Consider the following 16,888-nt stretch of genomic DNA (forward strand, 5'->3'; position numbering starts at 1 on the left):
GATAAAATGAGTCGGTGCGGGTTCGGATCGGGGACATTTTTGAATGCAGAGGCTTTTCCTGTTTTAAGGGGGTACAAGGAGGAACACGATGAGTGGATTCGAGGAGAAGAGAAAACGGTTTGAGTTGTTGATGAAACAGACGGAGCTTCCAGCTGGCTTGATAGAGCCCTACTTTTTGGATGGATGGATTGAACGGGTGGAGACAAGCCGTAGCAACCGCGACTGGACTATTGTGATTGCGAAGGATACCTTGGTTCCTGCTCCAATCTATCGAACATTTTGCCTGCATATCCAGGAGAAAATGAATCATATTTCCAAGATTACGTTTGGTTTCAAATATAGTGAGCAGGTCGCGATTGGTGATATTGTCAGTGAGTATTGGAACTTGTTCCTTGAGTGGGTTACACGGGAGATCCCATCCGTTAATGGTTGGATGAACCGCACCAAGTTTGAATGTGAAGCGGATCTGCTGCAACTGACCATGAGTGATGCCATGTCGATGGAGCTTGCGAAGAAGAAGCAGATCGATCAGGCTATAACTACTTTTTATGATAAATATTTTCAACTGCCCTTGCGGGTCAAATTGCTGGTTGGTGAGGTTGAAAGCAATAAAGAGGCGATGGAACAATTCCAGCTCAAGAAGCGGGAAGAGGAGCTTCAAGTCATTGAGCAGATGATGAGTGAAGTGGACTCGGAAATGCCTGAAGAGGAAGAACAAGGCGATGTTCGCTTACAGATGGGATATGAGATCAAGGAACCACCTGTACCTATGCAGGAAATTCAAGATGAAGAGAAAAAGGTTACGTTGCAGGGAACGGTCTTCGGTCTGGATCGCAAAGAATTGCGGAACGGAAATACCTTGTTTACTTTTTATCTGACGGATTTCACGGACTCCATGCAAATGAAGATGTTTGCCAAAACAAAAGAGGATGTCAAAATCCTCAGCTTGCTGGCTAATGGAAAATGGGTAAAAGTTCGTGGCCGTGTTGAATACGACCGGTTTATGCAAATTCCGGAACTTGCGATGATTCCTTCAGATTTGATGGAAGTAAAGGCACCGCCATCCCGTAAGGATAATGCAGCTGAGAAACGGGTTGAGTTCCATTTGCACTCTACGATGAGTACAATGGATGCCGTAACTTCGATCGACAAATACGTAAAGACTGCAGCGGAATGGGGCCACAAGGCAATCGCCGTAAGTGATCATGGCGGTGTGCAGGTGTATCCGGAGGCGTCCAAAGCGGCCAAGAAAAACGGAATTAAAATGATCTACGGCCTTGAGGCCAATGTGGTGAACGATTCGGTTGCTGTTGTTCTGGCGCCGCAGCCGTTGGAACTCAAATCAGCGACATATATCGTCTTTGATATCGAGACCACAGGTCTGTCTGTAACCCAGAACAAGATCATCGAGATTGCGGCAGTGAAGGTAGAGGACGGTAAAGAAATTGACCGCTTTGCTACGTTTGTAAATCCGCATGAGCGCATTCCATATAACATTCAGCAGTTGACCAACATTAACGATGAAATGGTGAAGGATGCACCTGAGCTAGAACCGGTTATCCGTGATTTTGTGAAGTTTGCCGGAGATGGCGTATTGGTTGCGCATAATGCGCGATTCGATATGGGCTTTATTCAGGCTTCGCTGAAACAGCTTGGTATGCCTGAGCTTCCGAACCCCGTTCTCGATACGTTGGAATTGGCACGGTTGTTATATCCAAAAATGAAGAACCACCGTCTGAATACGCTGGCGGATAAATATAAAGTAGCTCTGGAAAGTCATCACCGGGCGATTGATGATACGATTGCGCTCGCAGGAATACTGAATGGATTGCTTAATGATGCTGCCCAAATGAAAGGCTTGACCATGCTTGACCGGCTTAACGATTATGTCGGAGTGGATCTCTCGAATACGCGTCCATTCCATTGCGGAATCTATGCTTTGAATGATGTCGGCAAAAAGAATCTATATAAACTGGTATCCCTTTCCCATACGGAGCATTTCAAACGGGTGCCTTGTATTCCGAAATCAAAGCTGATCAATTTGCGTGAAGGTCTCATTATTTTATCCGGTTGTGAAAAAGGTGAGTTTTTCGAGGCTGTGCTGAACAAATCGCTTGAAGAGGCGGAAGAGATCGCGCATTTCTATGACATTCTGGAGATCCAGCCTCTGACGATGTATATGCATTTGGTGGACAAAGGACTGGTGGCTACACCAGAGGAATTGAAGCTCGCGGTTCGTAAAGTGGTTGACATTGGTCAAAAATTGGGGAAACCGGTAATCGCCACAGGTAACGTGCATTATTTGGAGCCACGTGACAAGCTATATCGGGATATCACAATTCACGGAATTACCGGCTTCAGTCCGCTCAAAGACCAACGTAAACCGGATGCTCACCTAAGAACGACGGATGAAATGCTGGAAGAGTTCCAGTACCTGGGCCAAGATAAAGCCTACGAAGTCGTCGTTACGAATACGGTTGAATTGGCGGATCGGTTCGAGGAAATCAAGCTGTTCCCGGACAAGCTGTTCACTCCGATTCTAGAAGGTGCGGACGATGAAATCCGTAATACCTGCTATAATACCGCCAAATCGATTTATGGTGAGGAGCTACCGGAAGTCATTGTGGCACGACTGGAGAAAGAATTGAATCCAATCATCAAATACGGTTTCTCTGCCAACTATCTGATCTCGGAACGTTTGGTTAAAAAATCTAATCAGGATGGCTACCTTGTCGGCTCCCGGGGATCGGTTGGTTCGTCTGTAGTTGCTACTTTCCTGGGGATTTCCGAGGTTAATCCATTGCCAGCACACTATATTTGTGTGAATCCGGAGTGTAAGCACAGTGAGTGGTTCCTCGACGGCAGTGTGCCGAGTGGATTTGACCTTCCTGAGAAAGAATGCCCTGATTGTGGAGGCCGGTTAAAAGGCGAAGGGCAGGATATTCCGTTTGAGACTTTCCTTGGTTTTAAAGGTGACAAGGTTCCCGATATTGACTTGAACTTCTCGGGTGATTATCAACCGCATGCCCATAACTATACCAAGGTGCTTTTCAGCGAAAAGAGTGTGTTCCGTGCGGGCACAATTGGTACAGTGGCTGAGAAAACAGCGTTTGGTTTTGCCAAGAAATACGAGGAAGAGCATCATAAGAAATGGCGCGGCGCTGAGCTGAACCGTTTGGCTTCCGGTTGTACCGGGGTTAAACGTAGCACAGGACAGCATCCCGGTGGTATTGTCGTTGTACCGGATTACATTGAAGTGGAAGATGTAACGCCTGTTCAATTCCCGGCAGATGACGTTAATGCGGAGTGGAAAACAACACATTTTGACTATCACGCCTTCGAAGAGAACTTGCTTAAACTCGATATCCTGGGGCACGATGATCCAACCATGATGCGGATGCTGCAGGATTTGACGGGTATTGATCCAACGACCATTCCGATGAATGATCCTAAGGTCATGAGCATGTTCAACTCAACGGAGGCGCTGGGTGTTACTCCAGAGCAGATTCGTTCACCAGTTGCCACTTTTGGTGTACCGGAGATGGGGACGAAGTTTGTACGTCAGATGCTTGTCGAATCCCAGCCTTCCTCTTTTGCCGATCTACTCCAGATCTCCGGATTGTCTCATGGTACGGGGGTATGGCTCGGTAACGCACAAGATCTAATCAAAAATGGAACATGTAACATCAAAACGGTAATTGGTTGCCGGGATGATATCATGTTGTTCCTGATTTATAAGGCGGGCATGGACGCCAGTCTTGCCTTTAAAATTACAGAGAGTGTGCGTAAGGGACGTGGTTTGCCGCAAGAATGGATTGATGAGATGAAAAAATGCAAGGTGCCGCAATGGTACATTGACTCCTGTCTTAAAATCCAGTACATGTTTCCAAAGGCCCACGCGGCCGCTTACGTTATTTCGGCAGTGCGTACAGCTTTCTTTAAGCTGTATCACCCCATTGAATACTACGCGACATATTTCACAGTTCGTGCGGATGAGTTTGACATTGAGCTGGTATGTCAGGGCTATGAGCCCATCTATCGGAAGATCGTAGAGATTGAACAATTAGGTTTCCAGGCGCCGCCAAAAGAAAAAAATATGCTGCCTGTCCTTGAGATGGCATTGGAAATGGCAGCACGTGGATTCTCGCTTAAGCCGATTGATCTGTATCGTTCGGAAGCGACGAAGTTTATCGTTGACGGGAATTCACTTATTCCTCCGTTCTCGGCACTGGGAGGAATCGGGGATAATGCTGCACGCAATATCGCTGCGGCAAGAGAGCATGGAGAATTTTTGTCGATTGAAGATTTCCAGCAGAAATCCAAAGCAAGTAAAACAATTGTTGAGCTGCTGACGAGTATGGGTTGCTTCCGTGGTTTGCCGGAAAGCAATCAATTATCCTTGTTCTAAAATGGCATTTTGCGTATCTAATTATGGTCTGTCATGTGATGACGTAAATTTTTCTTCATTAGTAGTTAAAATGGCTGAGTGATCGCTTACTTGTCACTATTACCAGACTATGTTATAATTTTTGAAGTGAACGAGATAGTACGAATTTCTAAAGAGTGGGGAAACCCACTCTTTAGTCTTTGGTATACAAGAATCTTGGGTAATGAAGAAATTGCCAGTCCATATTTGCTGGTGTAACCTAAGTTGGAGGTTATCGGTTTTGAGCACAACGAACATTAAATCTACCGTGGAAGAAATGATCCAACCCTACTTGAACGAACAAGGCTTCGAGCTGGTTGACATCGAATACGTCAAAGAAGGCAGCAACTGGTTTTTACGGGTGTATGTCGACAAAGAGGGTGGCATCGACATCGACGATTGTGTCTTGATCAGCGAAAAGCTAAGCGCCAAGCTGGATGAGAACGATCCGATTCCGACCATCTATTTCCTTGAAGTGTCTTCTCCCGGTGCGGAGCGTCCACTGAAGAAACCGGAGGACGTTGCCAAATCCGTAGGCAAGAATGTATTTGTTACAACCTACGAGCCGGTAAATGGTATAAAGGAATTTGAAGGCAAGCTGCTTTCCTTTGATAACGGGGAACTTGTGATCGAAGCAGGCAAGAAACAGCATGCCATTCTTTATGACAAGGTTGCGAGTGCGCGCCTGGCCATTCTGTTTTAAGTGCCTTGTTCACTTATTTATGAAAAAAGACACATCTCACGATAACGGCAAGGTGCTCATGAGTTTAGAGCCTTTCGCCGTTTTACGTATGAGATGCCATGTTTGAAAGGGGGATCAACATTCATGAGTATGGATTTTATTGAAGCAATGAATGAATTGGAGCGGGAAAAAGGGATCAGCAAGGATGTGCTGTTTGAAGCGATTGAGGCAGCACTCATCTCCAGCTACAAGCGTAATTTCAACACCGCCCAGAATGTGCGTGTTGACATGAACCGCAATACGGGTGTTATCCGGGTCTACGCCCGCAAATTGATCGTTGAAGAAGTCCTGGATTCACGTACCGAAATTTCATTGCCTGCTGCACGAGAGATCAACCCACACTTCCAGCTGGAAGATATTGCGGAGATTGAAGTTACGCCGCGTGATTTCGGACGTATCGCCGCACAGACTGCCAAACAGGTAGTGACCCAGCGGATTCGTGAAGCCGAACGCGGCCTGATCTACAACGCTTTCGTTGATAAGGAAGAAGATATCGTTACGGGAGTGGTGCAGCGTCAGGATTTGCGCAATATCTACATCGATCTGGGCAAAATCGAAGCGGCATTGCCGCTGACCGAATTGATGCCGAACGAGAAGTTTGTTCATGGTGACCGTATCAAAGCGTACATCACCAAGGTCGAGAATACGACCAAAGGGCCGCAAATCATTTTGTCCCGTACACATCCGGGCTTGCTGAAACGTCTCTTTGAACTGGAAGTACCTGAAATTTTTGACGGTGTAGTCGAGATTCGCTCCGTCGCACGTGAAGCGGGCTTCCGCTCCAAGATTGCTGTTCATTCCCGCAATGAGGAAGTTGATCCGGTTGGATCATGTGTAGGTCCTAAGGGAATCCGCGTGCAGACCATTGTGGGTGAGCTGCGCGGTGAAAAAATTGACATCGTTCGTTTCTCCGATCAGGTAGACGAATATGTGGCTAATGCGCTTAGTCCTTCCAAAGTATTGGAAGTTCAAGTATTCGAGGAAGAAAAGATGGCTCGGGTTATTGTTCCTGACTATCAACTGTCCCTCGCCATTGGGATCAAAGGCCAAAATGCCCGATTGGCAGCCAAACTGACCGGTTGGAAAATCGACATTAAGAGCGAGAGCCAGGCGGAACAGGAATTCGGCAGAGAGAAAGATTCTTCTTCGGAAATGCACCAAGATTCCGTCTCCGTCGATTAAAGTAAAGCACGGGGGGCGCTAACGTATGAAAACTAAAAAAGTGCCGCTGCGCAAATGTGTGGCGTGTCAGGAAATGATGCCCAAAAAGCAGCTGATCCGTATCGTTAAAACGCCAGAGGATGAAGTGCTGATCGATTTGACTGGCAAAAAGTCCGGACGTGGTGCTTATTTATGCGGCAAAGAGTCCTGTTTTAAGCTTGCACTCAAAAACCGGTCTTTGGATCGGGCGCTAAAGGGCAAAGTCTCACCGGAAATTTATGAGCAATTGGCAGCTGATTTCGTTGCGGTAGAAGACGAATTCATAGCAGCACAGGAGCGTGAACATGATGAATAATAAAACATTGTCTTATCTGGGACTCTCCATGCGTGCAGGCAAACTTGTGACAGGTGAAGAAATTGTACTTAAAGCGATCCGTTCTTCCGAAGCTAAAATGGTTATTGTTGCGGGTGACGCCTCGGCCAATACACAAAAGAAATTTCGCGACAAATGCGGGACATATAAAGTTCCACTGGTGATCGGATTTGACCGGGATAGTCTGGGTTCAAGTATCGGTAAAGAAACGCGGGTTGTTCTTGCAGTAACGGATCGAGGGTTTGCAAAAATGATCTCCAAGCAAGTCGGTATAATGTCGGAGGTGGAGTATATTGAGTAAACAGGAAAACAAGGATAAATTGCGAGTTTATGAATATGCGAAGTCCCTTAATATGAGTAGTAAAGAAATTATAACCATTCTTAAAAAGCTGGATATTCCCGTAAACAATCATATGAGTGTCATGGAGAATGGTTCAGTCGGTAAGGTGGAACAATTTTTTAAAGACATAAAATCCACTGCCGCTTCCAAACAAAGCAGCGAAGCAAAATCCGTTGCTACTTCGTCAGTGCGCAGTGACAAAACAGTGGACAGCAACAAGCCGGCCGGCGGAGTGAACACGCCGAACAGCAGCAACCCATCCGGTAGTCCCGTACAAACAAAAATACAACAGGAAAAGCAGGTAGGTATGAACAATAGACCAAACTCCAACAATAACAATGGCTCCCAAAGACCTAGCGGCCAAGACAGCCGCAACAGAACGAACTCTTCCCAAGGCTCAAGCCAAGGAGGACAATCAACTAACCGTCCAAGACCAGCTCAAGGTGGACAAAGCAGCACAGCATCCCGTCCGCAAAGTACGGGTCAACGTCCATCGAATACCGGTGGCGGTCAAACAAGAACTGCTGGACCGAACAGCGGTGGCAACACTGGCACTGGCGGCAACCGTACCGGTGGCCAAGGACAGAGCTCAGCACAAGGCCAACGCAGAGGCGGCCAAGGTAATTCCAGCAACAACAACAATAGCGGCAACCGTTCGAACAGCGGTGGCGGTGGACGTCGTTATGATGACAACCGTGGCGGCAACTTCCGCGGTAATCGTGGCGGCAAGAACAATCGCAACAGAAATCAACAACAGTACCAACAACGTGAGAAAATTGATAACACACCTAAGAAAATCATCGTACGTGGTGACATGACTGTTGGTGAAACAGCGAAGTTGCTCCATAAAGATGCTTCCGAAGTTATCAAAAAACTCATTGCAATGGGTGTAATGGCAACGATTAACCAAGAGCTTGATATCGAAACAATTCTGCTGCTTGCTGGAGAGTTCGGTGTTGAGGTTGAAGTGAAAATTGTCCTTGAAGATGACCGTTTCGAAACACTGGAAGAGAATGATGATCCTGCTGACTTGCAGTCTCGTCCACCGGTAGTTACGATTATGGGTCACGTTGACCATGGTAAAACAACATTGCTTGATGCGATTCGTTCAACGAATGTAACGGGCGGAGAAGCAGGCGGCATCACGCAGCATATCGGTGCTTATCAAGTTGAAATTAACAACAAAAAAATTACGTTCCTGGATACACCAGGTCACGAAGCGTTTACTGCTATGCGTGCACGTGGAGCACAGGTTACGGATATTACCATTATTGTTGTAGCTGCAGATGACGGTGTTATGCCACAAACCGTTGAGGCGATCAACCATGCCAAAGCTGCTGGGCTTCCAATTATCGTAGCTGTCAACAAAATTGACAAGCCGGGTGCAGATGCGGATAAAGTAAAACAAGAATTGACCAACTATGAACTCGTTCCGGAAGAGTGGGGCGGCGACACCATCTTTGTTAACGTTTCGGCGAAACAAAGAATTGGTCTAGAAGGTCTGCTTGAAATGATTCTGCTCGTTGCAGAAGTGAACGAGTACAAAGCGAACCCGGACAAACGTGCCCGTGGTACAGTGATCGAAGCCGAGCTGGATAAAGGACGTGGCCCAGTTGCCCGTATTCTCGTACAGCACGGTACATTGAAAGTCGGAGATGCTTTTGTTGCAGGTAACTGCTTCGGTCGTGTACGTGCGATGGTGAATGACAAAGGTCGCCGTTTAAAAGAAGCTGGACCTTCAACACCTGTAGAAATTACTGGTCTGACTGAAGTTCCAGGTGCGGGAGATCCGTTCATGGTGTTTGAAGACGAGCGTAAAGCGCGTTCTATCGCCGACAAACGTGCCATTACACAACGTGAATCCGATCTGGGTACAAACACACGTGTGACATTGGATGATCTGTTCCAACACATCAAAGATGGTGAAATCAAAGATCTGAACGTAATCATCAAAGGTGACGTACAAGGTTCGGTTGAAGCATTGAAAGGTTCCCTTGCGAAGATCGAAGTTGAAGGTGTACGCGTGAAAATCATTCATAGCGGCGCTGGTGCAATTACAGAGTCCGACATCATTTTGGCTGCAGCATCCAATGCCATCGTGATTGGTTTCAACGTTCGTCCTGATAATCAGGCGAAAGCGACTGCGGATCAAGAGCAAGTAGACGTTCGTCTGCATCGCGTGATCTACAGCGTTATCGAAGAAATTGAACAAGCAATGAAAGGTATGCTTGATCCGATTTACAAAGAAAAAGTAATCGGTCATGCTGAAGTTCGTAGCACGTTCTCCATCAGTAAAGTCGGCACTATTGCTGGATGTATGGTTACCTCTGGTAAAATTACGCGTTCCGCGGAAGCGCGCCTGATTCGTGATGGCATCGTCCTTTACGAAGGCAAGCTGGATTCCCTGAAACGTTACAAAGATGATGCCAAAGAAGTAGCCCAAGGTTACGAATGTGGTATCACGCTGGATAAATACAATGATCTCAAAGAAGGCGACATTATCGAAGCCTTCATTATGGAGACAGTACAACGATAAGCAAGGAAGCATGAGGTGAACAACAATGGCTAAGATTCGTACAGGTAGAGTGGGCGAGCAGATCAAGAAAGAATTAAGTCTGCTCATCCAGTCTGAACTGAAAGATCCTCGTATCGGCTTTATTACCGTAACGGGAGTCGAAGTAACAGGCGACTTGTCGCAAGCCAAGGTTTATCTGAGTGTCTTCGGTGAACAGGAACAAAAGGATAACTCGCTTAAAGCGCTGGCAAAAGCAAATGGATTTTTGCGTTCAGAACTGGGCAAGCGTATCCGTTTTCGACATGTTCCCGAGTTGATATTCAAGATTGACGAATCTATTGCATATGGCAGCCGAATTGAGAAGCTGCTTGGTGATATCGGTACCGACAAGAACGAATCCGAGTAACAGAATAAAGGAGACGGCAATGCACACTTATGAACAGGCGCTTCAGGACGGAAAGCAATTTCTGCTGGAGCATGATGATTACCTGGTCGTGTCGCATGTACAGCCGGACGGTGACGCAGTCAGCTCGACGGTAACGGTGGGCTGGCTGCTGTCATGTCTGGGCAAGACATTCACGATGATTAATGAAGGTGAAATTCCACAACGCATGAATTTTCTGTGGGAAGCTGGCAAGATCGTGAACATGACCGAACAACCACCGGCGCGGAAATATAAAGCGATAATCTGTGTGGATTGTGCAGACTTTTCCAGAGTAGGCCTGACTCGTCATTATTTCGAAGAAGATGCTCTCATTTTAAATATTGATCATCATCCGACCAATGACGCTTATGGCACAGTAAACATCATTAAGCCAGACGCTGCAGCAACGGCTGAAATTCTGTTTGATTTCCTCAACCTTTTCCCAGTGAATTGGAATAAAGATGTGGCTACAGCAGTCTATACAGGATTGCTAACAGACACAGGTGGATTCCGCTATGCCAATACGAGTCCTAATGTGATGACGACCGCCTCCAAATTGCTTGAACATGGTGTAGATGGACCTTATCTCGCACAGATTTTGCTTGAGCAGGTTACGCTACCCCAAGTCCGTATATTGAATCAGGCTCTCTCAAGTCTGCAAATGACTGACGATGGTAAGATTGCTTGGGTGGTAATTACACCAGAAGACATGATCGCTTGTGGTGCAGCCAACGAAGATCTTGAAGGGGTAGTCAATTACCCGCGTAACATTCAAGGTGTGGAAGTAGGCATCTTTTTTAAAGTGATCAATGACAATGCGGTGAAAGTATCTCTCCGGTCAGCTGGCAAGGTTGATGTTGCCTCGCTAGCACAGAACTTTGGTGGAGGCGGACATGTACTCGCAGCGGGATGTCGCGTGGAAGGCAAGTTGGAAGATATCGTCGAATTAGTGCTGAAGCAGGTGAATGCTCAATGGTAAAGCCATTTGAAGGTGTACTTCCGGTGTATAAACCAGCGGGATTTACTTCTCATGATGTTGTGGCCAAAATGCGTCGCATACTCAAAATGAAACGTATTGGTCATACAGGCACATTGGACCCGCAAGTTACTGGCGTACTACCGCTTTGCCTGGGACGGGCAACACGTGTGGTGGAGTACATGCAGGAGCTTCCCAAGGAATACCTGGCAACGCTACGACTGGGTCTGTCTACTGATACGGAGGATATGACAGGTGAAGTCATTGAGCGGTCGGAGACGGCTGTTGAGGTGACACAGGAGCAGGTTCAGCAGGTGCTGGAGCAATTCCTGGGCACCATCTCACAGGTCCCGCCTATGTATTCTGCGGTTAAAGTGGATGGAAAACGTCTTTACGAGTTAGCTCGTGAAGGAAAAACGGTAGAGCGCAAGAGTCGTGAAGTTACGATTTATGAGCTGGAATTGACAGGGATTGAGAATCAAGGCGACACTACGGATATATCGTTCCGTGCTTTATGTTCCAAAGGGACATATATTCGAACGTTATGCGTGGATATCGGCAGAAAATTGGGATATCCGTCCACCATGCTACACCTGGAACGCACGATATCGGCTGGGATCTCCGCTGATCATTGCCTCCATTTTGAAGAAGTGGAACAGCGCATGATCGATGGAACGTTAGGCGAGGTGTTGATTCCAGTTGATGAGGCCATCTCTTCCATTCCGGCACATACGGTGGGTGCGGATCAGGCCAAGGGAGCACTTCAGGGCCAGAAATTGTCGGCGCGTTTGCTCGAACCGCCTGCAGATCAACCTGGTTTACTGCGGTTATATGATCAGGATGGGACGTTTCTGGGGATATTTGAGCGGGATGAATTGAAAGCAACGGTGAGAGCTGTTAAAGTCTTTTTACCGGAATAAAGAGTTTCCTGGTTTGAGTGGTGGTACTCAAGCTTGGCCTATCAAGTGAAATGCAGGTGAATGATTGTGAAAACCGTAATGCTAACCTATCCGCAGACGTTACATTCGGCTGTTCAGGGCACACATCCCCAAGTGCTCGCGATTGGCCAATTTGACGGGCTGCATCTCGGACATGCAAGTGTCATATTATCAGCTGTCCGCATTGCACGCGAAACGGGCATGCAGGCAGCGGTCATGACCTTTCATCCTCATCCGAAGGAAGTTATGCGCAAAGGGGATTACGAGGGTTATCTAACTCCCTTGAGAGATAAAGAAGACATCCTGGCAGGGATGGGTGTAGACGTGCTCTACGTGGTCGAATTCAATGAAGAATTCTCAAGATTGACGCCGCAGCAATTCGCACATGATCTGCTGCTTCCGCTTCAGACTCGAACAGCGGTAGTTGGTTTTGACTTCCGCTTCGGTCACAAGGGAGCAGGCGATGAGCAGCTTCTTCGCACATTGGGAGAAGGCGAAATGACGGTGGAAACTGTACCTCCATTCCTGTTAAATGGTGAGAAGGTAAGCAGCTCTCTCATTCGTGGCCTGTTGAAGCGTGGAGAAATGGACGAAGCAAGTCAATGGCTGGGACGACCCTACAGCATCAGGGGAACCGTAATTCATGGAGAGAAACGTGGACGTACCATTGGTTTTCCTACCGCTAACCTTGAACTTACGGATCATTATGTTACGCCAGCGAAAGGCGTTTACGCGGTTCGTGTGCAGTATGGGGAGCAGGAACTGCGTGGCGTCATGAATCTTGGTGTGAAACCTACCTTTCACGAAAACGGGATGAAACCTACGTTTGAGGTGCACTTGCTTGATTTTGATGGGCAGATATATGACCAGGAATTAAAGGTTGATCTCGTTCACTATATTCGTGCAGAGCGAAAATTTGACTCGATTGATGCCTTGATCAGTCAGATTCGTGAAGATGCATTAACCGCCGCCCGCCTGTTATCTTAAGGCTCAAGACAAAATACAGGTTTACATTTACTTTGTCTGGGCAACTATGATATAATGTACTACGTTGTCGTTTGAGACAACACATAACCTTGGCTTGGTTACTTGCTCTCACCGGCGGTGACGAGGCTAATGGCGATTATAATGAAGGAGGTGAATAGGATGGCATTGACTCAAGAACGTAAACAACAACTGATCGACGAGCACAAAACTCACGAGTCCGATACTGGATCACCTGAGGTGCAAGTTGCTATCCTTACGGAAAACATCAAAAGTTTGACAGACCACTTGCGTACGCACAAGAAAGACCACCACTCACGTCGTGGACTTTTGAAAATGGTAGGTCAACGTCGTAAGCTTTTGGCTTACGTGAAAAACAAAGATGTTAAACGTTACAGCGCACTGATCGAAAAACTCGGATTGCGTCGTTAATTATCGTACATGTTTTCTAAATCAACCTGGCTGTTATCCGTCATTCCTTTGTCTAAAAGGACAAGCGGAGCTTACAGCCGGGTTGTTTTGTAGATGAACATGTTGCCATATATTTGTAGCTGATGGCTCCGCAAGGAGCTTTTGTTTTGCAAGTGAGCAAGTTGCTGTGGAGTTAATCAATGCAGAACAAGCAGGAAATACTGTGAAAATGCAGAATCCATTGTGTTAGGAACGAATAAAAGGAGGGATTTCATGGAACAGCGTGTTGAAATGCAGCTTGGTGGAAGAAAGCTTACGCTTGAAACAGGGCGTTTGGCCAAGCAGGCTAATGCTGCCGTTAAGGTAACGTACGGGGATACTGTTGTATTGTGTACCGTGACAGCATCAAGTGAGCCTAAAGATCTGGACTTTTTCCCATTAACGGTAAACTATGAAGAAAGATTGTATGCCGTGGGTAAAATCCCAGGTGGATTTATTAAACGTGAAGGCAGACCAAGTGAGAAAGCAATTCTTTCGAGCCGTTTGACAGACCGTCCGATTCGTCCTTTGTTCCCGGAAGGTTTCCGGAATGATGTACAAGTTCTGAATATCGTTATGAGTGTGGATCAGGACTGCGAGCCGCAAATTGCTGCTATGATCGGTACATCGGCGGCACTGAGCATTTCGGATGTTCCATTTAGCGGACCGATTGGTGGTGTAAAAGTTGGACGTATCAATGGTGAGTTCATCATCAACCCAACGATTGCACAGCTTGAGGTAAGTGAGATTGAACTCGTTGTTGCAGGAACCAAAGATGCCATCATGATGGTTGAAGCGGAAGCGAACGAAGTTCCGGAAGAAGTCATGCTGGAAGCGATCATGTTCGGACATGACGAGATCAAGAACATTGTTGCAGTCATCGAACAACTCGTACAAGTGGCTGGTAAAGAAAAAATGGCTGTGAAATTGCATGCCGTTAATGCTGAAGTTAACAGCAGTGTACGTGAGTTCGCCAGTGCTCGTCTGGTTGAAGCTGTTAAAATTGCTGAAAAACATGCGCGTCAGGATGCAATCGATCTCGTGAATGACGAAACCGTTGCTCACTTCGAAGAGAAGTATATTGAGACTCCTGAACTGCTCAAAGATGTGAAAGAAGTGCTGCACGATATCGTCAAAGAAGAAGTGCGCCGTCTTATCACACATGATAAAGTTCGTCCGGATGGACGTGGACTCGCTGAGATCCGTCCAATTGAATGTGATACTTCCCTGCTGCCACGTACTCACGGTTCAGGTCTGTTCACTCGTGGTCAAACACAGGCGCTCAGCATTTGTACACTTGGTGCACTGGGTGATGTTCAGATTTTGGACGGAATCAGTCTTGAGGAAACAAAACGTTTCATGCATCACTACAACTTCCCTCCGTTCAGCGTAGGTGAAGCTCGTCCATTGCGTGCTCCAGGCCGTCGCGAAATCGGACATGGTGCTCTGGGTGAGCGTGCTCTTTCCAAAGTAATTCCTTCCGAAACAGACTTCCCATACACGATTCGTCTGGTATCTGAAGTACTGGAATCCAACGGTTCAACTTCCCAGGCAAGTATTTGTGCCAGCACATTGGCTATGATGGATGCAGGTGTACCAATCAAAGCTCCAGTAGCGGGTGTAGCTATGGGTCTGATTAAAGACGGAGATCATGTATCCATCCTGAGCGATATTCAAGGTATGGAAGATCACCTCGGTGACATGGACTTCAAAGTAGCAGGAACACCTGATGGTGTAACAGCTATTCAAATGGATATCAAAATTGATGGTATTGATCGTCAAATTTTGTCCGAAGCATTGGCTCAAGCCAAAGAAGGTCGTATGCACATCTTGAGCAAAATGACCGAAGTGATGAAAACTCCACGTGAGCAGTTGTCACAATATGCCCCTAAAATTACAACCATGCACATCAATCCGGATAAAATCCGTGATGTTATCGGTGCAGGTGGTAAAATTATCAATAAAATCATCGAGGAAACCGGTGTTAAAATTGATATTGAACAGGATGGACGTGTCTTTATCGCTTCTTCCAATCAAGAAATGAACGATAAAGCCAAATCGATTATTGAAGGCATCGTGCGTGAAGTTCTGGTCGGCGAGATCTATGTAGGTAAAGTGAAACGTGTTGAGAAGTTTGGTGCATTCGTTGAAGTGCTGCCGAACAAAGAAGGTTTGGTACACATTTCACAATTGTCCACAGAGCGTGTCGCTAAAGTGGAAGATGTTGTTGCCATTGGTGATTCCATTACGGTAAAAGTAACGGAAATTGACCCTCAAGGCCGTATCAACTTGTCCCGCAAAGCCGTATTGACTGCCGAAGCTCCGGCTCAATCATAGGCTACGTGCCACCGTTTTTTTGAAAAGATCGATTGAATGAAGAGACAGAATGTGAATTTCTGGCTCTTTTTTTAACGTCTAAATATCGTTATGAAGTCGCTAGCTTGTCTATCCATAAAGCCTTTGTATCCAGCTTTGAAGATACTTTACATGAACAGCTTGTTTTATTCATATTCTTGCCCTTGTCCTCATATGATGGGGACAAAGACGGCGGGAGGATGGAGCTGTGGGAAACCAATCCAAAAAGCTGGCGGCTGTTCTGGTAGGTATGGCAGCTGTCATACTGGTCGGACAAGTGGGCAGTGTACGTACATACATTACGGAAATCCGTGATGGACCAGGCACGCAAAATGCATTTGATATGTTCAAAGAGGCAACCGGAGAAGAGCAGCTGTTGTCGGCGATCCGGGATAAAGCGGCCGAAACGAAAATCGCTCCGGTAAATGCTAGAGTGGATCGGGTCTGGAAAGCAATACCCGGGTATAACGGACTAGAGATTGATGTGGAAGCCACGTATCGCAAAGCACTTGGTGGCACGCTGAATACCAAGATAGCGTATGTCTATCGGCAGACTGTACCTGAGATTCAGCTTAAAGATTTGGGTGCACACCCGATTTACCGGGGAAATGCAGAAAAACCAATGGTGTCTTTCATGATTAATGTTGCATGGGGCAATGAATTCATTATCCCGATGCTAGATACGCTTGATGCCGAAAAAGTCAAAGCTACTTTTTTTCTGGATGGAAGCTGGTTGAGCAAAAATGAGGAACTGGCCAAAGAAATCCAAAAGCGTGGACATGAGTTATCGAATCATGCATATTCACATCCGAATATGAGTCGGTTGAGTACGGAACGGGCGAAGCTGGAAATCAGTAAAACCCAGGATCTGCTCAAAGAAAAGTTAGGTGTGGAAAACCATTGGTTTGCTCCACCTTCCGGTGATTTTAATCAACAAACGGTCGATATTGCTTCCGGCATGGGACTTCAAACGGTACTTTGGACACTGGATACGGTGGATTGGCGCAAACCAAGTTCAGATTCTGTTGTAGCCAAGATCGCTAAAAAGGTGGAAGCCGGCACATTAATTCTGATGCACCCCACTGCTGCTTCTTCAGGGGCTTTAAAAGGAATGATTGATTCCATACGGGCCAAGGGTTTGACGCTTGGAACCGTTAGCGAAACATTATCATCTGAGCGGGTGAAGAGCTCAGCGGTTGAGTGA

General features: G+C 46.6%; 13 protein-coding genes. All 13 read left to right on the forward strand.

All coding sequences use genetic code 11. The features are described from left to right. Positions 1–88: 88 nt before the first annotated feature. The 13 genes from BMW94_RS00675 to BMW94_RS00735 all read left to right on the forward strand — a co-directional run bounded on the left by BMW94_RS00675 (position 89) and on the right by BMW94_RS00735 (position 16,888). Positions 89–4,408, forward strand: a complete 4,320-nt coding sequence (locus tag BMW94_RS00675; protein ID WP_090993534.1) for a PolC-type DNA polymerase III — start codon at positions 89–91, stop codon at positions 4,406–4,408. Between the two features lie 259 nt (positions 4,409–4,667). Continuing rightward, positions 4,668–5,129, forward strand: coding sequence for a ribosome maturation factor RimP (gene rimP, locus BMW94_RS00680; protein ID WP_024630253.1), 462 nt, complete (start codon positions 4,668–4,670; stop codon positions 5,127–5,129). Positions 5,130–5,252: 123 nt separating this feature from the next. Further along, positions 5,253–6,350, forward strand: coding sequence for a transcription termination factor NusA (gene nusA, locus BMW94_RS00685; protein ID WP_063566378.1), 1,098 nt, complete (start codon positions 5,253–5,255; stop codon positions 6,348–6,350). 25 nt (positions 6,351–6,375) lie between these two features. Then, positions 6,376–6,684 carry an RNase P modulator RnpM gene (locus BMW94_RS00690; protein WP_053783828.1) on the forward strand — a complete coding sequence of 103 codons (309 nt, stop codon included), beginning with the start codon at positions 6,376–6,378 and terminating at the stop codon, positions 6,682–6,684. Further along, on the forward strand, positions 6,674–7,003 hold the full coding sequence (locus BMW94_RS00695; protein WP_029880929.1) for a YlxQ family RNA-binding protein: 330 nt from the start codon (positions 6,674–6,676) through the stop codon (positions 7,001–7,003). Before BMW94_RS00690 ends, BMW94_RS00695 begins: the two co-directional genes overlap by 11 nt. Then, positions 6,996–9,578 (forward strand): translation initiation factor IF-2, encoded by a 2,583-nt coding sequence (gene infB / locus BMW94_RS00700; RefSeq protein ID WP_079694672.1) that lies wholly within the window; start codon positions 6,996–6,998, stop codon positions 9,576–9,578. The genes BMW94_RS00695 and infB overlap by 8 nt, the downstream gene beginning before the upstream one ends. Before the next feature lie 25 nt (positions 9,579–9,603). Beyond that, complete coding sequence (gene rbfA / locus BMW94_RS00705; RefSeq protein ID WP_062326091.1) at positions 9,604–9,963, forward strand: 30S ribosome-binding factor RbfA; 360 nt, start codon at positions 9,604–9,606, stop codon at positions 9,961–9,963. 19 nt (positions 9,964–9,982) lie between these two features. Next, the gene (locus tag BMW94_RS00710; RefSeq protein ID WP_090993535.1) at positions 9,983–10,960 is read left to right on the forward strand and encodes a DHH family phosphoesterase; all 978 of its coding nucleotides are present in this window, start codon (positions 9,983–9,985) and stop codon (positions 10,958–10,960) included. Then, entirely contained in the window at positions 10,954–11,877 is a 924-nt protein-coding gene (truB, locus tag BMW94_RS00715; RefSeq protein WP_090993537.1) for a tRNA pseudouridine(55) synthase TruB, read from the forward strand. The genes BMW94_RS00710 and truB overlap by 7 nt, the downstream gene beginning before the upstream one ends. A gap of 78 nt (positions 11,878–11,955) precedes the next feature. Further along, on the forward strand, positions 11,956–12,882 hold the full coding sequence (locus BMW94_RS00720; protein WP_254790084.1) for a bifunctional riboflavin kinase/FAD synthetase: 927 nt from the start codon (positions 11,956–11,958) through the stop codon (positions 12,880–12,882). Positions 12,883–13,041: 159 nt separating this feature from the next. After that, complete coding sequence (rpsO, locus tag BMW94_RS00725; RefSeq protein WP_024630262.1) at positions 13,042–13,311, forward strand: 30S ribosomal protein S15; 270 nt, start codon at positions 13,042–13,044, stop codon at positions 13,309–13,311. Between the two features lie 252 nt (positions 13,312–13,563). Continuing rightward, a complete protein-coding gene (gene pnp / locus BMW94_RS00730; protein WP_090993538.1) occupies positions 13,564–15,666 on the forward strand; it encodes a polyribonucleotide nucleotidyltransferase in 2,103 nt (700 codons plus the stop codon). A 226-nt stretch (positions 15,667–15,892) separates the two neighbouring features. Continuing rightward, the gene (locus BMW94_RS00735; RefSeq protein WP_254790062.1) at positions 15,893–16,888 is read left to right on the forward strand and encodes a polysaccharide deacetylase family protein; all 996 of its coding nucleotides are present in this window, start codon (positions 15,893–15,895) and stop codon (positions 16,886–16,888) included.

This window comes from Paenibacillus sp. OK003 (assembly GCF_900109515.1).
Classification (GTDB): domain Bacteria; phylum Bacillota; class Bacilli; order Paenibacillales; family Paenibacillaceae; genus Paenibacillus; species Paenibacillus marchantiae.